The sequence below is a fragment of the Pantoea sp. RIT413 genome, assembly GCF_003057675.2.
Classification (GTDB): Bacteria; Pseudomonadota; Gammaproteobacteria; order Enterobacterales; family Enterobacteriaceae; genus Pantoea; species Pantoea eucrina.
On the sequence record NZ_QBJB02000004.1, the window covers coordinates 175,087 to 192,875 of the forward strand.

A 17,789-nucleotide genomic window follows, 5' to 3' on the forward strand; every position below is an offset into this window, starting at 1 on the left:
GGCTTCCCTCGCCGTTATATTTTCTGCATGCCGATATGCGGAATCTCATCTTCAAGGTAAACAGCAGTGACCGCCTGAAAACCGAGCCGACCATAAAACCCCTCAAGGTGCGCCTGCGCCGACAGATAAATTGCCTGCCCGGGCCAGTGCGTTTCACAGCTGTTCAGCACCTGTTCCATCAGCCGGTAGCCCAGCTTCAGCCCGCGCGCCTCTTCAGAGACAATCACCCGCCCCACAACGACTGCCTTATCCGGCTGCGCGGGTGTCAGTATGCGCGCGCAGGCCAGCAGCTTCCCTTCAAGAAAACCGAGGATATGACGGTTTTCTGCAGCCAGATCCTGGCCATCCAGATCCTGATAGGGGCACTGCTGCTCCACAATAAAAACCCGGTTACGCAGCGCCAGCAGCGTATAGAGTTGCTGTGCCGTCAGTTCCTGGTGGTGGCAATCAAGCCATGCTATTTCCACAGATATCCTCCTCTTCAAATGACAATATTCTGAGACTACTCCGCCGGCCGAAGTCACACCATGATGGTAGCGGCCATCGATACAGATAAAAAAAATCAGGCCCGGAGGCCTGATTTTCGTCAGCAGAATACATCGTTACATCAGCGGTTGCGCCATCTGCACCAGCCTGATGAGCGGCTGCGGATAAACACCCAGCAGCAGCACCAGAATGGCGGAGATCAGGACAACCACACCACCCGCGGTAAACGCCCAATTAGCAGGCGTATCACGCGTATGCAGCTCTGGCGGGGTGAGATAGAGGCTCACCGTTACGCGCAGATAGTAGTACAGGCCGATGGCGCTGCCGGCAACGACTGCAGCAGTCAGCCACCAGAGATGCGCATTCACACCGGATGCGATAACGTAAAACTTACCGATAAAGCCCAGCGTCATCGGAATACCCGCCAGCGACAGCATCATCACCGTCATGACCGCTGAGAGTACCGGACGATGCCAGAACAGGCCGCGATAGGAATAGAGCGAGTCAGCATCCGGACCGCGATACGGGCTGGACATCAGGCTGACCACGCCAAACGCACCCAGGCTGCTGAACAGATAACCCGCCAGGTAGACGCCAGCCGTTTCCAGCGACAGCTGATGCGTTTTCACCGCAATCAGCGCGACCAGCAGATAGCCGAGATGAGCGATAGAGGAGTAGCCGAGCAGACGCTTAATGTTGCTCTGCGAAATCGCCATCAGGTTACCCACCAGGATAGAGACAAAGGCGATAATCCCCAGCACGGTGCGTACCGCTTCGCTGTCGGTCAGCGGCGCGTACATAAACAGGCGCATAATGACACCAAAGATAGCGATCTTGCTGGCGGTTGCCAGGAAGGTCGATACCGGTGCAGGCGCGCCCTGGTAAACGTCCGGCGTCCAGAGGTGAAACGGCACCAGCGACAGCTTAAAGCCCAGGCCGATAATCATCATTCCCAGTCCCACCAGCAGCAGCGGCTGCTGGATCATGCTGTCGGTCAGGCTGTTACCCAGCTGAACAAAGCTCAGGCTGCCGGAATCGGCGTAGACCAGCGCAATACCAAACAGCAGAAACGACGAGGCGGCCGCAGAAAGAATGGTGTATTTCAGCGCCGCTTCCAGCGAACGTTTCTGCCGGAAGGCGTAGCCAATCAGGCCAAACAGCGGCAGGGAGAGCAGCTCAATACCGATAAACAGCGCGGCGAGATGGTTGGCACTTGCCAGCACCACGCCACCCAGCGCGGCAATCAGCACCAGCAGGTAAAACTCATCCTTGTTATCCGGGAAGCCCGCCAGCCAGGGATAGGCGAACGTACAGGTCGCCAGACTCGCCAGCATCACCAGCGCGGTATAAAACATGGAGTAGCCGTCAACGCGCAGCAGCGGCGTGACATCCATTGCGCCCGCCTGACCAACAAACCACAGCGACACCAGCGCAAGGTTCAGGCCAATAACGGTCAGCGTGGCATTAACGAAGTGGTTGCGTCGCCACGCAATGGACAGCATCACCACCACCACCGTCAGTCCGACGATCAACAGCGGCAGTAGCGCGATCAATTGTTGAGGAGTTATTGTCATGGCGAATTACGGCCTTGTAGTTGAAATTGAAGCGGTAAACCACTGCTGAATATTACTCATCGCAGCATGGGACGTATCGAGAATCGGCTGCGGGTAGACACCCAGCAGCACCAGCAGCACGACCAGCACGCCGATGGTGGCAAATTCGCGTACTGACATGCCCGGCAGCGGCTCTTTCGATTTCGCTTCGCCATAGTAAGCACGCTGCATCATGATCAGCGAGTAGACCGAGGCGAACACCAGCCCAAAGGTGGCAATCACGATAATCACAGGCACGACCTGGAAGCTGCCGGTCAGGATCATGAATTCGCCCACAAAGTTGCCGGTCCCCGGCATGCCGAGATTCGCTACCGCAAAAAAGAGTGACAGACCCGGGATCCATTTGATTCGCGACCACAGACCGCCCATCTGACGCATATCGCGGGTATGCAGACGTTCATACAGCTGGCCGCACAGAATAAACAGTGCCGCGGCTGAAAGACCGTGAGCAATCATCTGGATAACCGCGCCCTGGAAGGCCAGCTGGCTGCCGGTATAGATCGCGATCAGCACAAAGCCCATGTGCGAAATCGAGGTATAGGCGATCAGACGTTTAATATCGGTCTGCGAGAACGCCATCCAGGCACCATAGAAGATGCCGATAATGCCAAGCCACATCGCAATCGGTGCAAATTCAGCTGAAGCGTTCGGAAACAGCGGCAGGCTAAAGCGCAGCAGACCATAGGCTGCGGTTTTCAGCAGAATACCGGCCAGATCGACGGAGCCGGCAGTCGGCGCCTGACTGTGTGCATCGGGCAGCCAGCCATGAAGCGGCACCACCGGCATTTTCACCGCAAAGGCGATGAAGAAGCCCAGCATCAGCAGCCATTCGACATTGCGTGACATCGGCGTTTTCAGCAGTTCTTCATAGCTGAAGGTCCAGACGCCGGTCGCATTGTAGTGCACAAACACCAGCGCCAGAATCGCAATCAGCATCACCAGACCAGACGCCTGGGTGTAAATAAAGAACTTGGTCGCCGCCGTGATACGGGTTTTACCATCCGACGCTTTATGTCCCCAGAGCGCGATGAGGAAATACATCGGCACCAGCATCATCTCCCAGAAGAAGAAGAACAGGAACATGTCGATGGCAAGGAATACGCCGATAACGCCGCCCAGAATCCACATCAGGTTGAGGTGGAAAAAGCCCTGATACTTCTCAATCTCATTCCATGAGCAGAGGACTGCCATCAGGCCCAGCAGACCGGTCAGTACCACCATCAGCAGTGACAAACCATCAATTGCCAGGTGGAAGCGAATACCAAAGCGCGGGATCCACGCAACATCAAAGCTTGATTGCCACTGCGGCAGACCGCTGGCCTGCGTCAGCGAATAGCCCCCCTGCAGCCACAGCTGCAGGCCAAGCGCCAGCGTGAGCCCCATGGTGATCAGGGCGATCCAGCGTGGTACTTTTGCGCCAAGCCGTTCAGCCAGCCAGCAGAGCAGGCCCCCGACGAAAGGTATTATTATTAGCCAAGGTAATAGCACGGCATACTTCCCTTTTTTTAACCTGGTTTCGAGCTATCCTGCTTGCCCGTTTCGTTTCCGGCAGTGCCTGCAATCTTTACGTACATCAGTACGCTCCGGTTGCTGTGCGCTGGCGATAACGAAACGGGCTGCGCCGATTACGCTTCGTCATTCAGGCAATTTTCACATTCGCTATCAGGAAGAGAAGCAGTTTCTGTCATCTTCTCTTCCAAGCCCATCAATCTTTACATCACCAGCATCAGGGCAAGCACCACAACGGCACCCACACTCATGGAGGCAACATACCAGCGCAGATACCCGTTCTCGCTGACAACCAGACCTTTATTACCAATACGCGACAGCAGCGCAGGCAGGTTCATCAGTGAGTTCAGCGGATCGCGCTGCAGCAGCCAGGCGATACCGAGATAGGGTTTGACAAAGACTTTGTCATACAGCCAGTCAAAGCCCCACGCGGCAAACCACCAGGTGCCGAAGAAGCGGCCCGGTGCGCTGTTGGCTACGCGGGTCACCAGCTGACGCTTGCCCAGCCAGAGTGCAGCAGCAATCAGAATACCGCTGACAGCGACCAAGCCTGAGGCGATCTCCAGTGCCATTTTGCCGTTTTCACCAAATTCATTTTCCGGCAGTACGCCTGCCAGCGGAGGCGTTATCAGCGCGCCAATGAAGGTGGAGAGAATCAGCAGCACAATCAGCGGCAGATGATGGGTAATGCCTTTACCGGCATGCGCGTGGATCTTCTCTTCGCCGTGGAACACGATAAAGATCATGCGGAAGGTATAAATAGAGGTAAGGAATGCCCCGACCAGACCGGCAACCATCAGATTGATGTGACCATTAGCCAGCGCACCAAACAGGATCTCATCTTTACTGTAGAAGCCTGCGGTAATAAGCGGCAGCGCAGCCAGCGCGGCACCGCCCACCAGGAAGCAGGCATAAACCAGCGGAATGCTCTTGCGCAGGCCACCCATTTTGAAGATGTTCTGCTCATGATGGCACGCCAGAATAACGGAGCCAGACGAGAGAAACAGCAGCGCTTTAAAGAATGCGTGCGTCATCAGATGGAAAATCGCCGCATCCCACGCCTGCACGCCCAGCGCCAGAAACATGTAGCCAATCTGACTCATGGTTGAGTAAGCCAGGACGCGCTTGATATCGGTCTGAACCAGCGCAGCAAAGCCCGCCAGTACCAGCGTGATAGCCCCGACAATGCCCACCAGGTGCAGGACGTCAGGCGTCAGCAGGAACAGGCCGTGGGTACGGGCGATCAGATAGACGCCCGCCGTTACCATGGTTGCCGCATGGATCAGCGCTGAAACCGGCGTCGGACCCGCCATCGCATCCGCCAGCCAGGTCTGCAGCGGCAGCTGAGCCGATTTACCTACCGCGCCACCCAGCAGCATCAGGGTCGCCCACTGCAGCATGCTGTTGTCGGCGGCAAAGTGTGCCGGTGCCAGCGCCATCAGCTCGCGGAAGTTCAGCGTGCCGAGTTCGTTGTAGAGAATAAACAGCGCAAAGGCCAGGAACACATCGCCCACGCGGGTGATGATAAAGGCTTTCATGGCCGCTTTGCCGTTGTCCGGATTGCTGTAGTAGAAGCCGATCAGCAGATAGGAGCAGAGCCCTACCCCTTCCCAGCCGAGGTACATCAGCATCAGGTTATCAGCCAGAACCAGTACTACCATGCTGGCGATAAACAGGTTGGTATAGGCGAAGAAGCGCGAATAGCCCTCTTCACCACGCATATACCAGGAGGCGAACATATGGATAAAGAAGCCGACGCCGGTGACGACAGAGAGCATGGTCAGCGACAGGCCATCCAGCACCAGGTTCACTTTAATGTCAAAGTTGCCAACCTGCATCCAGGTCCACAATGCCTGCGTAAACGGCTGTTGCCCCTGACTGAAAAACTCCATGCCCGCATAGAGCGTGGTCAGGGCTGAAAGACCGACCGACCCCATTCCGACAGCGGCTGACAGGTTCTCCGACCAGCGGCCCCGGGAAAACGCTAACAGCAAAAAGCCAATTAGCGGAAACAGTACAGTTAAATAGAGAAGATTCATCCGCGCATCTCGCTCACTGTGTCAATGTTCAGCGTCTGACGACGACGATAGAGCTGCAGCAGCAGAGCCAGGCCAATACTCGCTTCCGCTGCCGCAAGGCTGATTGCCAGGATATACATCACCTGACCATCTGCCTGTCCCCAATAGCTGCCCGCTACCACCAGCGCCAGCGCTGCGGCGTTGATCATGATCTCCAGACCAATCAGCATAAAGAGCAGATTGCGGCGCAGCACCAGCGAGGTCAGGCCGAGAACAAAGAGCACCGCAGCCAGAATCAGGCCATGTTGTAATGGGATCATGCCTGTCCCTCCTTATTGGATGCTGCATCCGTGACGCGATGGCTCATCACTTCAGCGTGACGATCGTCGCGACCGATATGGAAGGCCACCACCAGGCCTGCCAGCAGCAGCATTGAAGCCAGCTCAACTGCCAGAACATACGGGCCAAACAGGCTGATACCGACCGCTTTTGCATCGATAACCGTGCCATCAATACCCTGATCGGTGGCGGTGAGAATAGCGTAAACCATCACCACCAGCAGCAGCGCTGAAACGATGCCGGGTCCCACCCAGAGCGAGGGCTTAAGCCACTCGCGTTCCTGCTCCTGCTGCTGCTTGCCGAGATTAAGCATCATCACCACAAACACAAACAGCACCATAATGGCACCGGCGTATACGATAATTTCCAGCGCGCCTGCAAAGTAGGCACCCATGGCAAAAAACGCGCCAGCAATCGACAGCAGCGAAACAATCAGGTACAGCAGCGCGTGTACCGGGTTCGTATGCGTGATAACGCGCAGCGTCGTCAGCACCGCCACCAGTCCGCAAAGATAAAACGCAAATTCCATACCTGGCTCCTTAAGGTAGTAACCCTTTGACGTCGATCGGTTTGGCTTCGTTTTCCGCGTCGCCCTTCTCTTTTCCGTCGATCGCCATACCCGCCATACGATAGAAATTGTATTCCGGGTATTTGCCGGGTCCCGAGATCAGCAGATCCTGCTTCTCATACACCAGGTCCTGACGCTTAAACTCACCCAGCTCAAAATCAGGGGTCAGCTGAATCGCAGTGGTCGGACAAGCTTCTTCACACAGGCCACAAAAAATGCAGCGTGAAAAGTTGATGCGAAAGAATTCCGGATACCAGCGGCCATCCTGCGTCTCTGCTTTCTGCAGCGAGATACAGCCGACCGGGCAGGCTACTGCGCAGAGGTTACAGGCAACGCAGCGCTCTTCACCGTCAGGATCGCGCGTCAGCACAATGCGACCACGATAGCGCGGCGGCAGATAGACCGGCTCTTCCGGATACATCTGCGTTTCGCGTTTGGCAAAGGCGTGCATGCCGATCATCCAGATACTGCGCACTGTCGTGCCGAAGCCAACGACAATATCTTTTAATGTCATCTCAATACCCCTTACTGCGCGTTGTACAGAATCACTGCGGCGGTCGCCAGCAGGTTCAACAGCGTCAACGGCAGACAAACTTTCCAGCCGAACGACAGCACCTGGTCATAGCGTGGACGCGGCAGCGCAGCACGGATCAGGATAAACATCACCATGAAGAACGCCGTTTTCAGGGCGAACCAGATGAATGGCGGCAGGAAAGGTCCATGCCAGCCGCCAAAGAACAGCGTGACAATCAGCGCGGAAACCGTGGTAATGGCGACATATTCACCCACAAAGAACAGACCGAACTTCATACCGGCATATTCAATATGGTAACCGTCAGCCAGCTCCTGTTCCGCTTCCGGCTGGTCAAACGGATGACGGTGACACACCGCTACCCCGGCAATACAGAAGGTCACAAAGCCAAAGAACTGCGGAATGATGTTCCAGAGGTGCGTCTGGTTTTCAACAATCGCATTCAGGTTAAACGATCCCGCCTGCGCCACTACGCCCATCAGCGACAGGCCAAGAAACACCTCATAGCTCAGCGTCTGCGCAGAGGCACGCATCGCACCCAGCAGCGAGTATTTGTTGTTACTCGACCAGCCGGCAAACAGCACGGCGTAGACGGCCAGACCCGCCATCATCAGGAAGAACAGCAGACCGATGTTCAGATCCGTGACCATCCAGGTGGGTGAAACCGGTACAATCGCAAAGGCCAGCAGCAGCGATACAAAAGCAATAACCGGTGCCAGAGTAAAGATGAAGCGGTCGGTAAACGGCGGTACCCAGTCCTCTTTAAAGAACATTTTGATCATATCCGCCGCCAGCTGGAGTGAACCGCCCCAGCCGACACGGTTAGGTCCGTAGCGGTTCTGCCATAAGCCGAGCAAACGACGCTCGGCAAAGCTCATGAACGCCCCGCAGGCTACCACGACCAGCAAAATTACAATCGCCTTAACCACCTGCAGAATGATGTCGATAACGTCCGATGTCAGCCAGCTCATTGCGCAGCCTCCTGCAGTTGATCAATTTGCGCATGCGCAAGGAACGGCGGCACACCCGGCATGCCGAGCGGCAGACCAATCTGACCCGGCTGCAGGAAAGCGGAGAAGCGTACCGGCAGGCGCAGTGTTTCGCCAGCGCAAACCAGCTCTGCGGCAGCGCCGTGATTGACGCCAAGCTTCTCTGCATCCGTTGGGTTAATCACCAGCTCAGCCGGCACCATACGCTTCTGGAATGTCGGAGAGCGCTGCGTCATCTCTTCACTGCCAAACAGCCGGTAGTAAGGCGCAACGCGGAAATGGCTGCCGCTGGCAAACCGCTCCGGCACGTTGCTAAACCACGGCAGTGAGCCTTCGCCCGCTTCAAACAGCCGGACACCCGGATCGCCATTCCGCAGTTTGCCGCCAACTTCATCCTGGAATTTGTTCCACGCCTGCGGTGAGTTCCAGCCCGGCGCCCAGGCAAAGGGGATCTGCGAGCGCGGTGCTTCAGGCTGGTTGTTCCCTTCCATTGAGAAGGCAAACATAGTGTCTTTATCCTGCGGCTGACGTGGCTCATGTACGCTGATATTGGCGCGGGCGGCAGTACGACCGCTGGCGCGATGCGGTGAACGCGCCAGCTTCTGACCGCGAATGCGGAAGCTGGCATCCGGTGCCGCATCTTTGATGCCTTTCAGCTGTGGCAGCGCAATAATCGCCGCATCAATCACGTGATCCAGCTGCGTCCAGTCGATATGACGGCTCTCCAGCGCGCTGTGCAGCGAATGCAGCCAGCGCCAGCTTTCCAGCATCACAATGCTGTTGTCATAGTAAGCGGGATCGTAAACCTGGAAGAAGCGCTGCGCGCGACCTTCATGGTTGATTGAGGTGCCATCACTTTCAGCGAAGCTGGCCGCGGAGAGCACCATACCGGCTTTCTCCAGCGTGGCGGTCCGCTGATGGTCAACCACAATCACGCCTGACGCCTTCTGCAGCGCAGCGTCGACGCGGGCTTTCGGTGCATGGCGATAGAGATCGTTCTCCAGCACCACCAGCGCATCCGCTTCGCCGTTTGTCAGCTGATCCAGCGCCGCATCCAGCGAGTAACCGCCCATCATGCCCAGGCCCATGCTATTAGCCGCGCCGGCCAGCAGGGTTATCCCTACATCAGCACCGCGGGCTTTCAGCGCTTTCGCCACGTTTGCAGCCGCCTCAATCATCGCGGTCGTGCCGGAGTGGGTGCCGGAGATAATCAGCGGCTTTTTCGCCCCTGCCAGCGCCTGCACTACCACATCAATTTTGCTGCTGAGTGACTTATCGATATCACTTACCGCGGGTGCGCTCTCATCCAGCGCGCTGGCGATGGCAAACCCGAGGCGCGCCTGATCTTCTACCGGGGCGCGATAGCTCCACGCCGCGATATCATCCAGACGGGTTTCATCGACGTTAGTGACAAACAGCGGATGTTTCGCATGCTGACCGATATTCAGGATGGCGGCGATCTGCCAGTCTGCAACTTTCTGCGCGGCTGCCATCTCGCGTGCTTTGCCTTTTACGGCCTGGCGCACTGACAGCGCGACGCGCGCGCCCACCTGCGTCAGATCTTCGCCCAGCACCAGCACGGCATCGTAACTTTCCATTTCGCGCAGTGAAGGCGTATAGATACCGCTGTTCTGCAGCACGTTCAGCATCAGTTCAACGCGCGCCTGCTCTCCTGCCGGCATACCGGTTGAGAAGTTGCCGGCACCCACCAGCTCACGCAGGGCAAAGTTGCTCTCGATGCTGGCGCGGGGTGAGCCGATACCGATCACGCGTTTCGCCTGGCGCAGCATGTCAGCCGCAGCGTTAACCGCCTGCTCTGCGTTCAGCGTAATCGTATCGCTGCCGCGCAGTTGATGCGGGTGACGCGGGCGATCTTTGCGGTTGACATAGCCATAGCCAAAACGACCGCGATCGCAGAGGAAGTAGTGGTTTACCGTACCGTTATAACGGTTTTCAATACGACGCAGCTCGCCATAGCGCTCGCCGGGACTGGTGTTACAGCCGACGCTGCACTGCTGGCAGATGCTGGGCGCAAACTGCATATCCCATTTACGGTTATAGCGCTCAGAGTGCGTTTTATCGGTAAACACGCCAGTCGGGCAGATCTCAACCAGGTTACCTGAAAATTCGCTCTCCAGCGTGCCATCTTCCGGACGACCAAAGTAGACGTTATCGTGTGCGCCATAGACGCCCAGATCTTTGCCGTCAGCATAATCTTTGTAATAGCGAACGCAGCGATAGCAGGCGATACAGCGGTTCATCTCATGGGAGATAAACGGACCAAGATCCTGATTCTGGTGCGTGCGCTTGGTAAAGCGATAACGACGGAAGCTGTGGCCCGTCATTACCGTCATATCCTGCAGATGACAGTTACCGCCCTCTTCGCAGACCGGGCAGTCGTGCGGATGGTTCGTCATCAGCCACTCTACGACGCTTTCACGAAACTCTTTCGCTTCGCCATCATCAATAGAGATAAAAGTGCCATCCGATGCCGGTGTCATGCAGGACATAACGAGGCGGCCGCGGGTATCTTCGGCATTCTGGAATTGCTTCACCGCACACTGGCGGCAGGCGCCTACGCTGCCGAGCGCCGGATGCCAGCAAAAATAGGGAATATCAAGGCCCAGAGAGAGACACGCCTGTAGCAGGTTGTCCGCTCCGTTCACATCATATTCTTTACCGTCTACATGGATTGTAGCCATAGTGAACATGCTTCCGTAAGGCTCGTCCGGGGACGAGCGTTAAACATCAAATTCTGTTATCCCGCTTTTCAGCCGGACTGGCGTCTGGCGCCTTCCGTCTACGGTGGTCTGCTTACCAGCGCGTTTTCAGCAGGTTAGGCTGAATACCGCCGATAGAACGGGTATTGCCAAACACCTGCGGCGCAATGCCGGCTTCAAACTCTTCACGGAAATATTTAATTGCGCTCTGCAGAGGCTCAACCGCGCCTGGTGCATGCGCACAGAAGGTTTTACCCGGGCCCAGCTGACGGCAAAGCTGCAGCAGCGTTTCGATATCACCCGGCTGCCCCTGCTTCTGCTCCAGCGCGCGCAGGATCTTGACGCTCCACGGCAGGCCGTCGCGGCACGGCGTACACCATCCGCACGACTCACGGGCAAAAAACTCTTCCAGGTTACGCACCAGCGACACCATATTGATCTCGTGATCCACCGCCATCGCCAGCGCCGTACCCAGACGGCTGCCCGCTTTACCGATGCTGGCAAACTCCATTGGCAGATCGAGATGCTGGTCGGTCAGAAAATCGGTTCCGGCACCGCCTGGCTGCCACGCCTTAAACTTCAGGCCATCGCGCATACCGCCGGCATAATCTTCCAGAATCTCGCGGGCGGTGATGCCAAACGGCAGTTCCCAGACGCCAGGGTTTTTAACGCGGCCGGAGAAGCCCATCATTTTGGTGCCGGCATCTTCACTTTTAGACAGCCCTTTGTACCACTCCACGCCGTTCAGGAAGATAGCTGGCACGTTGGAGAGTGTCTCAACGTTGTTAACGCAGGTTGGCTTGCCCCAGACGCCGGCGCTGGCCGGGAACGGTGGCTTTGAGCGCGGGTTAGCACGACGCCCTTCCAGCGAGTTGATCAGCGCCGTCTCTTCACCGCAGATATAGCGGCCCGCGCCGGTGTGAACAAACAGTTCAAAATCAAAACCGGTGCCGAGAATATTTTTACCGAGATAGCCCGCTTCTGTAGCTTCGGCGATGGCGCGACGCAGGTTCTCTGCTGCTTCAACATATTCACCGCGCAGGAAGATGTAGCCGCGATAAGCTTTTAGCGCGAAAGCACTGATCAGCATGCCTTCCACCAGCTGATGTGGCAGCTGCTCCATCAGCAGGCGGTCTTTATAGGTGCCTGGCTCCATCTCATCCGCGTTACACAGCAGATAACGGATATTCATGGACTCATCTTTTGGCATCAGACTCCACTTCAGGCCGGTGCTGAAGCCCGCACCGCCGCGCCCTTTCAGGCCAGAGTCTTTGACCGCCGTAACGATTTCATCCTGGCTCATGCCGTTCAGCGCTTTTTCGGCGCCAGCGTAGCCATTTTTGCTGCGGTACTCTTCCAGCCAGACCGGCTGCTTGTCGTCGCGCAGACGCCAGGTCAGCGGATGCGTTTCCGCAGCACGAATAATGGGTTTCATCATTGATACTGCTCCAGTAGCGAGGCGATACCTTCCGGCGTCAGGTGAACGTGCGTATCGTCATTCACCATCATGGTCGGCCCCTTATCGCAGTTGCCGAGGCAGCAGGTAGGCAGCAGCGTAAAGCGGCCGTCTGCCGTTGTCTGGCCGGGTTTAATATGAAGATTCTGTTCCAGCGCTGCCTGAATGCCCTGATAACCGGTAATGTGGCACACCACGCTGTCGCAGTAGCGGATCACGTGACGGCCAACAGGCGTACGGTAAATCTGGCTGTAGAACGTTGCCACGCCTTCGACATCGCTGGCCGGAATACCCAGCACATTAGCAATTGCGTGAATAGCGCCATCCGGCACCCAGCCCCGCTGTTTTTGCACGATCTTCAGCGCTTCAATTGAGGCTGCGCGCGCATCCTCGTAGTGATGTTTTTCATGCTCAATAGCGTGGTGCTCGGCCTCGCTCAGCACAAAGACCTCATTCGGGTCGATGGTTTGAATGGCAATTTTTTGATCGTGCATAATTAGCGGTCCACGTCTGACATAACAAAATCGATACTACCGAGGTAGACGATGAGATCGGATACCAGGCTGCCGCGGATCACTGACGGGATCTGCTGCAGGTGCGGGAAGCTTGGCGTGCGCACGCGGGTGCGGTAGCTCATGGTGCTGCCGTCGCTGGTCAGGTAGTAGCTGTTGATCCCTTTCGTCGCCTCAATCATCTGGAACGATTCATTGGCGGGCATCACCGGTCCCCAGGAGACCTGCAGGAAGTGGGTGATCAGGGTTTCAATGTGCTGCAGCGTACGCTCTTTCGGCGGCGGCGTGGTCAGCGGATGGTCCGCTTTGAACGGCCCTTCCGGCATATTGTTCAGGCACTGCTCCAGAATACGCAGCGACTGCCACATCTCTTCCATTTTCAGCTGTACGCGGGTGTAAGCATCGCTGATGCCTGCGCCAACCGGAATTTCAAAATCGAAGTTTTCGTAGCCTGAATAAGGACGCCACTTACGCACGTCAAAGTCGAGACCGGTTGCACGCAGACCCGCACCGGTTGTGCCCCACGCCAGCGCTTCATCCATATTGTAAGCGGCTACGCCCTGTGAGCGTCCCATCAGCACGGTGTTGCGCAGTGCCGCTTTGTCATACTCTTTCAGGCGTTTTGGCATCCAGTCGAGGAACTCACGCAGCAGACGCTCCCAGCCTTTCGGCAGATCGTGCGCCACACCACCGATACGGAACCAGGCGGGATGCATGCGGAAACCGGTAATCGCTTCCACGACATCATAAATTTTCTGACGATCGGTAAACGCAAAGAACACCGGCGTCATTGCGCCAACGTCCTGAATAAAGGTTGAGATGTAGAGCAGGTGGCTGTTGATACGGAACAGCTCAGAGAGCATCACGCGAATGACGTTAACGCGGTCTGGTACCGTGATCCCGGCCAGTTTCTCTACGGCGAGTACGTAAGGCATTTCATTAACACAGCCGCCCAGATACTCGATACGATCGGTATAGGGGATATAGCTGTGCCAGGACTGCCGCTCGCCCATCTTCTCGGCACCGCGATGGTGATAGCCAACGTCAGGTACGCAGTCGACAATCTCTTCACCGTCGAGCTGCAGGATGATACGGAAAGCACCGTGCGCAGAGGGGTGGTTCGGGCCAAGGTTAAGGAACATAAAGTCCTCATTGGCCGTGCTGCGTTTCATGCCCCACTCTTCTGGTTTGAACGTCAGCGACTCCATCTCCAGATCTTCTTTCTGCTTAGTCAGCGTAAAGGGATCGAACTCAGTCGCGCGCGCCGGATAATCTTTACGCAGCGGGTGCCCTTCCCAGGTCTGCGGCATCATAATGCGCGTCAGATGAGGATGCCCCTGGAACGTAATGCCAAACATCTCCCAGGTCTCGCGCTCATACCAGTTGGCGTTGGCGAAAATAGTGGTGATGGTTGGCACATTCAGATCGTTTTCAGATAACGCCACCTTGAGCATAATGTCGCGGTTACGTTCAATAGAAAGCAGATGATAGAAAACGGAAAAATCCGCAGCAGGCAGGCCTGCGCGGTGGGTACGTAAACGCTCATCAAAGCCATGCAGGTCATACAGCATGACATAGGGCTTAGGCAGCTTGCGCAGAAACGTTACAATTTCCAGCAGCTGTTCGCGCTTTACCCAGACTACAGGAATGCCGGTGCGGGTTGCCTGAACAGTAAAGGCGTCCGGCCCAAAACGATTACGCAGCTCGCCGATCACCGGGTCATCCAGGTGCTCACGGGTTTGCCATGCTGGCTGAGCGAGATCTTGCGTGGTCAAATCTGTCATACGTTACTCACCATTCCGGCCTGTTATCAGGCACTCAAAAGAAGGCGTCAGGATGGCGGCACACACTACGTTGTCATTTTCTGCTGTGGCCGTTACTCCATCCGTGTACGGGATACTTACACTTCGTCCGGGGTTCTCAGGTTAGTGACGGCAATGCGCTCGCCACGTTTCCTTTCACGTTCAGACTGCATGTTGGCGCGATATACACCCTGGTCACCGACTACCCATGAGAGTGGACGGCGCTCTTTACCGATCGACTCACGCAGCAGCAGCAGCGCCTGCATATAGGCTTCCGGACGCGGCGGGCAGCCCGGAATGTAAACATCCACCGGCAGAAATTTATCCACACCCTGTACGACAGAATAGATGTCATACATCCCGCCTGAGTTAGCGCAGGCACCCATAGAGATCACCCATTTAGGTTCCAGCATCTGATCGTACAAACGCTGAATAACGGGTGCCATTTTGGTAAAAGGCGTACCGGCAATAACCATAAAGTCAGCCTGGCGCGGCGAGGCGCGCATAACTTCAGCGCCAAAGCGTGCCACGTCATGCACCGCAGTAAATGACGTGGTCATTTCTACGTAGCAGCAGGAGAGGCCAAAGTTATAGGGCCAGAGAGAGTTCTTACGACCCCAGTTCACCATGTCATGCAGAGCGTGTTCCAGCTTGCCCATATAAACGCTACGGTGAACGTGCTGTTCCAGAGGATCGGTAACAATCTCCTGTTTCTGCAGAGGATAGCGATCGCCATCCCCGCCGTTCGGGTCTACGCGTGTCAGCGTGTAGTCCATCTTATTGCCTCGCTTTTACTGCTTATGAGGGTTGGTGTGACTGTGGCTGACCGGGTTTGATTTGACCACTACGCGACGACGCGCAGGAGCCCAATCCAGCGCGCCGATGCGAACCAGATAAACCAGGCCTGCCAGGAGCACCAAAATGAAAATTGCGGCTTCGACAAAGCCGACCCAGCCGCTTTCGCGAATGGAGGTCGACCAGGCGTATAAATAGAGGGCTTCCACGTCGAAAATAACGAAAAACATGGCAACCAGATAGAATTTTGCAGAGAGGCGGATGTGGGTATCGCCAACCGATTCAATACCAGACTCAAACGGGGTGTTTTTGTAACGCGCTTTAGCACGTCCACCAAGCAGCCAGCCGCCGGTTAACATAAAGGCACAAAGGCCAAATGCGATCACAATAAATACAATAAACGCCCAGTGATGAGCGATGACTTCGGTGGTTGTTGACATACGCTTTGCTTACTCATCAAAAGTGGCGATGGCATCCTGCACTGTTGCAGCAAACACACCACATCGATTCAAGGGAAGGATAAAAACCTTATAAACGTTGCTGTCTTTCCTGATTAGGCAGCAATTTTATGGGGTTTTTTACTCCTTTCTATAACCTTTTGTCAACTTTGACAAAAGTATCCAAACATTATTTTACACCCGCATCATATTATTAACATATACCCTCATCAGCGCCAGCTAAATCGCTTCAGTTTGTGCGGTTAATTTCAGTGTAGCGGGGTTTTACATGCATGGATCGTGCGTTTAACACTCACATTTTGACAGGTCTTCCGCAGATTTCCCTCTCCCTGACAGGGTTATTTTTTTGATCCAGAACACACTTCTGCGCTTTTAGCTCTAAAAAGCAGCGCATATGGCAGGATCGGTTAGAGCAAAGAAGGCATTTTTTGATAAAAAATTTCTAAAATGACGGGAATTGAAACAACTGCTCGTTTTTCGGAAAGCCTGATAATTATCGGCCATAAAAATGCTTATCTGGCCCCGGATAACAGGCAAAAAAAAAGCCTTAGTCGCAGTTACGCCGACTAAGGCTTTTTTATAGCAATTATACAGCGCGTAACGCGCGTATTACTGCAGTGTCGCTACGGCTTACTCTTCATCATCCAGCAGCAGTGAGCTATCCGGATTTGCACTGAGATTGTAAGGATCGTTCGTCGATTGCATGGCGTTGAAAATGGCCAGCGCCAGTTCATTATCGCTGTCAGCGTTACGGCACAGCAGGTATTGCGTATCCGGTAACACTGGCAAACCTTCGGCTGCGCCCATTACGCGCAACTCAGGACTCATCATTTCAACCGGACGTGCCGTTACGCCCAGACCGGCTTTAACGGCCGCGCGCACTGCTGCCAGCGTTGATGCCACGTAAGAGATACGCCATGGAATACCCGCTTCGTTCAGATGGTCTATCGCCATATCGCGATACGGGCTTGGTTCATCCAGCAGTACCAGAGGAATCGCTTCGCCGCGCTGGAAAATATAGTCAGCGGCACAGTACCAGAGCGTTGGTGAAGTACGCAGTACCTGATGCGTGAAGTTACCCGGGCTGGACGTGGTCACAACCAGATCGACTTCTCCCTGGTTCAGCATCTCCATCATAAACGGGTTACGTTTTACACGTACATCGATGGCGAGCTTTGGATAGACTGACGTCACCCGGTTCAGCAGGAAAGGCAGAATGGTATCTGACGTGTCATCAGAGGCTCCGATAGTCAGAACGCCCTGAATATTGCTGTACATGAGTGAGGTGCAGGCTTCGTCATTAAAACGCAGGATTTTCCTGGCATAGCCAAGCAGCTGGATACCGTGCTCCGTCAGAAGTTTGTTACGTCCATGTCGGGCAAACAGCTCTTTACCTACCAGTTGCTCCAGACGTTGCATCTGCTGGCTTACCGCTGACTGGGTTCTGCACACGGCCGCCGCCGCCGCTGCAAACGTATTCAGGTCTGCAACAGCAACAAATGTACGCAGCAGATCGAGGTCGAGATTCAGTATCGGACGATTTGCATTAGTCATGATTTTTTTCTTCACTTTATAAGATTTTTAGAACTACTACCCTGGTGTATTGCCACAAAATCAAAGAGATAAGTGGCAATGGTGCTTACTGACAATCTCCAGAGGAGATCGTCTTAAAACCGAGTTCAGGCGGGTAATGACGAGCGTACGTTCTCTGGCAGCAGAGAGGCGGCGTCATTAGAGACAGAACAACTTCAGGGCCAAAGACAAGAGTCGTACCGGTGCTGGAAGCTGTGTAGTTGCCTGGTTGCCTGCATAAAAGGTTGCAGAGCAAAAAAAGAGATAACACGTTGTTATGTCGAAACGAAGCCATAAAGTGCTTCAAATAATAAATTATACTTAATCATTTTTACGCTTTAAAGGGAAATGTTTTCGTGCAAAACATCAAATTTTTTGCTTAATAAGCCCGTTTAGTCCCTCCGGCAACGCCAGGGTCAA

At 55.2% G+C, this 17,789-nt stretch carries 15 protein-coding genes; all 15 read right to left on the reverse strand.

All coding sequences use genetic code 11. The features are described 5' to 3' along the window. Nucleotides 1–14: 14 nt before the first annotated feature. A complete protein-coding gene (locus tag DBY66_RS07980; protein WP_039385547.1) occupies nucleotides 15–467 on the reverse strand; it encodes a GNAT family N-acetyltransferase in 453 nt (150 codons plus the stop codon). A 135-nt stretch (nucleotides 468–602) separates the two neighbouring features. Then, complete coding sequence (nuoN, locus tag DBY66_RS07985; RefSeq protein ID WP_039385550.1) at nucleotides 603–2,060, reverse strand: NADH-quinone oxidoreductase subunit NuoN; 1,458 nt, start codon at nucleotides 2,058–2,060, stop codon at nucleotides 603–605. Nucleotides 2,061–2,066: 6 nt separating this feature from the next. Continuing rightward, complete coding sequence (gene nuoM / locus DBY66_RS07990) at nucleotides 2,067–3,587, reverse strand: NADH-quinone oxidoreductase subunit M (RefSeq protein WP_039385553.1); 1,521 nt, start codon at nucleotides 3,585–3,587, stop codon at nucleotides 2,067–2,069. A gap of 224 nt (nucleotides 3,588–3,811) precedes the next feature. Continuing rightward, nucleotides 3,812–5,647 carry an NADH-quinone oxidoreductase subunit L gene (gene nuoL, locus DBY66_RS07995; RefSeq protein ID WP_094111123.1) on the reverse strand — a complete coding sequence of 612 codons (1,836 nt, stop codon included), beginning with the start codon at nucleotides 5,645–5,647 and terminating at the stop codon, nucleotides 3,812–3,814. Continuing rightward, nucleotides 5,644–5,946, reverse strand: coding sequence for an NADH-quinone oxidoreductase subunit NuoK (nuoK, locus tag DBY66_RS08000; RefSeq protein ID WP_013509877.1), 303 nt, complete (start codon nucleotides 5,944–5,946; stop codon nucleotides 5,644–5,646). Before nuoK ends, nuoL begins: the two co-directional genes overlap by 4 nt. Then, nucleotides 5,943–6,494 (reverse strand): NADH-quinone oxidoreductase subunit J, encoded by a 552-nt coding sequence (gene nuoJ / locus DBY66_RS08005; RefSeq protein WP_039385563.1) that lies wholly within the window; start codon nucleotides 6,492–6,494, stop codon nucleotides 5,943–5,945. The genes nuoK and nuoJ overlap by 4 nt, the downstream gene beginning before the upstream one ends. Nucleotides 6,495–6,504: 10 nt before the next feature. Beyond that, a complete protein-coding gene (nuoI, locus tag DBY66_RS08010) occupies nucleotides 6,505–7,047 on the reverse strand; it encodes an NADH-quinone oxidoreductase subunit NuoI (RefSeq protein WP_039385566.1) in 543 nt (180 codons plus the stop codon). 11 nt (nucleotides 7,048–7,058) lie between these two features. Next, nucleotides 7,059–8,036: an NADH-quinone oxidoreductase subunit NuoH gene (gene nuoH / locus DBY66_RS08015; RefSeq protein WP_039385568.1), complete on the reverse strand. Its 978-nt coding sequence runs from the start codon at nucleotides 8,034–8,036 to the stop codon at nucleotides 7,059–7,061. Continuing rightward, entirely contained in the window at nucleotides 8,033–10,756 is a 2,724-nt protein-coding gene (gene nuoG / locus DBY66_RS08020; protein ID WP_108569508.1) for an NADH-quinone oxidoreductase subunit NuoG, read from the reverse strand. The genes nuoH and nuoG overlap by 4 nt, the downstream gene beginning before the upstream one ends. A 112-nt stretch (nucleotides 10,757–10,868) precedes the next feature. Then, complete coding sequence (gene nuoF, locus DBY66_RS08025) at nucleotides 10,869–12,209, reverse strand: NADH-quinone oxidoreductase subunit NuoF (RefSeq protein WP_039385572.1); 1,341 nt, start codon at nucleotides 12,207–12,209, stop codon at nucleotides 10,869–10,871. Beyond that, nucleotides 12,209–12,724, reverse strand: coding sequence for an NADH-quinone oxidoreductase subunit NuoE (nuoE, locus tag DBY66_RS08030; RefSeq protein WP_039379025.1), 516 nt, complete (start codon nucleotides 12,722–12,724; stop codon nucleotides 12,209–12,211). Before nuoE ends, nuoF begins: the two co-directional genes overlap by 1 nt. Nucleotides 12,725–12,726: 2 nt before the next feature. Next, nucleotides 12,727–14,526 carry an NADH-quinone oxidoreductase subunit C/D gene (gene nuoC, locus DBY66_RS08035; protein ID WP_039379028.1) on the reverse strand — a complete coding sequence of 600 codons (1,800 nt, stop codon included), beginning with the start codon at nucleotides 14,524–14,526 and terminating at the stop codon, nucleotides 12,727–12,729. Between the two features lie 116 nt (nucleotides 14,527–14,642). Then, nucleotides 14,643–15,320, reverse strand: coding sequence for an NADH-quinone oxidoreductase subunit B (locus DBY66_RS08040; protein ID WP_039379030.1), 678 nt, complete (start codon nucleotides 15,318–15,320; stop codon nucleotides 14,643–14,645). Nucleotides 15,321–15,335: 15 nt separating this feature from the next. Next, entirely contained in the window at nucleotides 15,336–15,779 is a 444-nt protein-coding gene (locus tag DBY66_RS08045) for an NADH-quinone oxidoreductase subunit A (RefSeq protein ID WP_108569507.1), read from the reverse strand. A gap of 648 nt (nucleotides 15,780–16,427) precedes the next feature. Continuing rightward, on the reverse strand, nucleotides 16,428–17,351 hold the full coding sequence (gene lrhA / locus DBY66_RS08050) for a transcriptional regulator LrhA (RefSeq protein ID WP_039379035.1): 924 nt from the start codon (nucleotides 17,349–17,351) through the stop codon (nucleotides 16,428–16,430). Between the last annotated feature and the right edge of the window lie 438 nt (nucleotides 17,352–17,789).

Excerpts from the sequence above, each read along its gene's own strand:
- nuoN (WP_039385550.1), bottom strand. The coding sequence starts at position 2,060 with ATGACAATAACTCCTCAACAATTGATCGCGCTACTGCCGCTGTTGATC.
- nuoL (WP_094111123.1), bottom strand. The coding sequence starts at position 5,647 with ATGAATCTTCTCTATTTAACTGTACTGTTTCCGCTAATTGGCTTTTTG.
- nuoK (WP_013509877.1), bottom strand. The coding sequence starts at position 5,946 with ATGATCCCATTACAACATGGCCTGATTCTGGCTGCGGTGCTCTTTGTT.
- nuoJ (WP_039385563.1), bottom strand. The coding sequence starts at position 6,494 with ATGGAATTTGCGTTTTATCTTTGCGGACTGGTGGCGGTGCTGACGACG.
- nuoI (WP_039385566.1), bottom strand. The coding sequence starts at position 7,047 with ATGACATTAAAAGATATTGTCGTTGGCTTCGGCACGACAGTGCGCAGT.
- nuoH (WP_039385568.1), bottom strand. The coding sequence starts at position 8,036 with ATGAGCTGGCTGACATCGGACGTTATCGACATCATTCTGCAGGTGGTT.
- nuoG (WP_108569508.1), bottom strand. The coding sequence starts at position 10,756 with ATGGCTACAATCCATGTAGACGGTAAAGAATATGATGTGAACGGAGCG.
- nuoF (WP_039385572.1), bottom strand. The coding sequence starts at position 12,209 with ATGAAACCCATTATTCGTGCTGCGGAAACGCATCCGCTGACCTGGCGT.
- nuoE (WP_039379025.1), bottom strand. The coding sequence starts at position 12,724 with ATGCACGATCAAAAAATTGCCATTCAAACCATCGACCCGAATGAGGTC.
- nuoC (WP_039379028.1), bottom strand. The coding sequence starts at position 14,526 with ATGACAGATTTGACCACGCAAGATCTCGCTCAGCCAGCATGGCAAACC.
- DBY66_RS08040 (WP_039379030.1), bottom strand. The coding sequence starts at position 15,320 with ATGGACTACACGCTGACACGCGTAGACCCGAACGGCGGGGATGGCGAT.
- DBY66_RS08045 (WP_108569507.1), bottom strand. The coding sequence starts at position 15,779 with ATGTCAACAACCACCGAAGTCATCGCTCATCACTGGGCGTTTATTGTA.
- lrhA (WP_039379035.1), bottom strand. The coding sequence starts at position 17,351 with ATGACTAATGCAAATCGTCCGATACTGAATCTCGACCTCGATCTGCTG.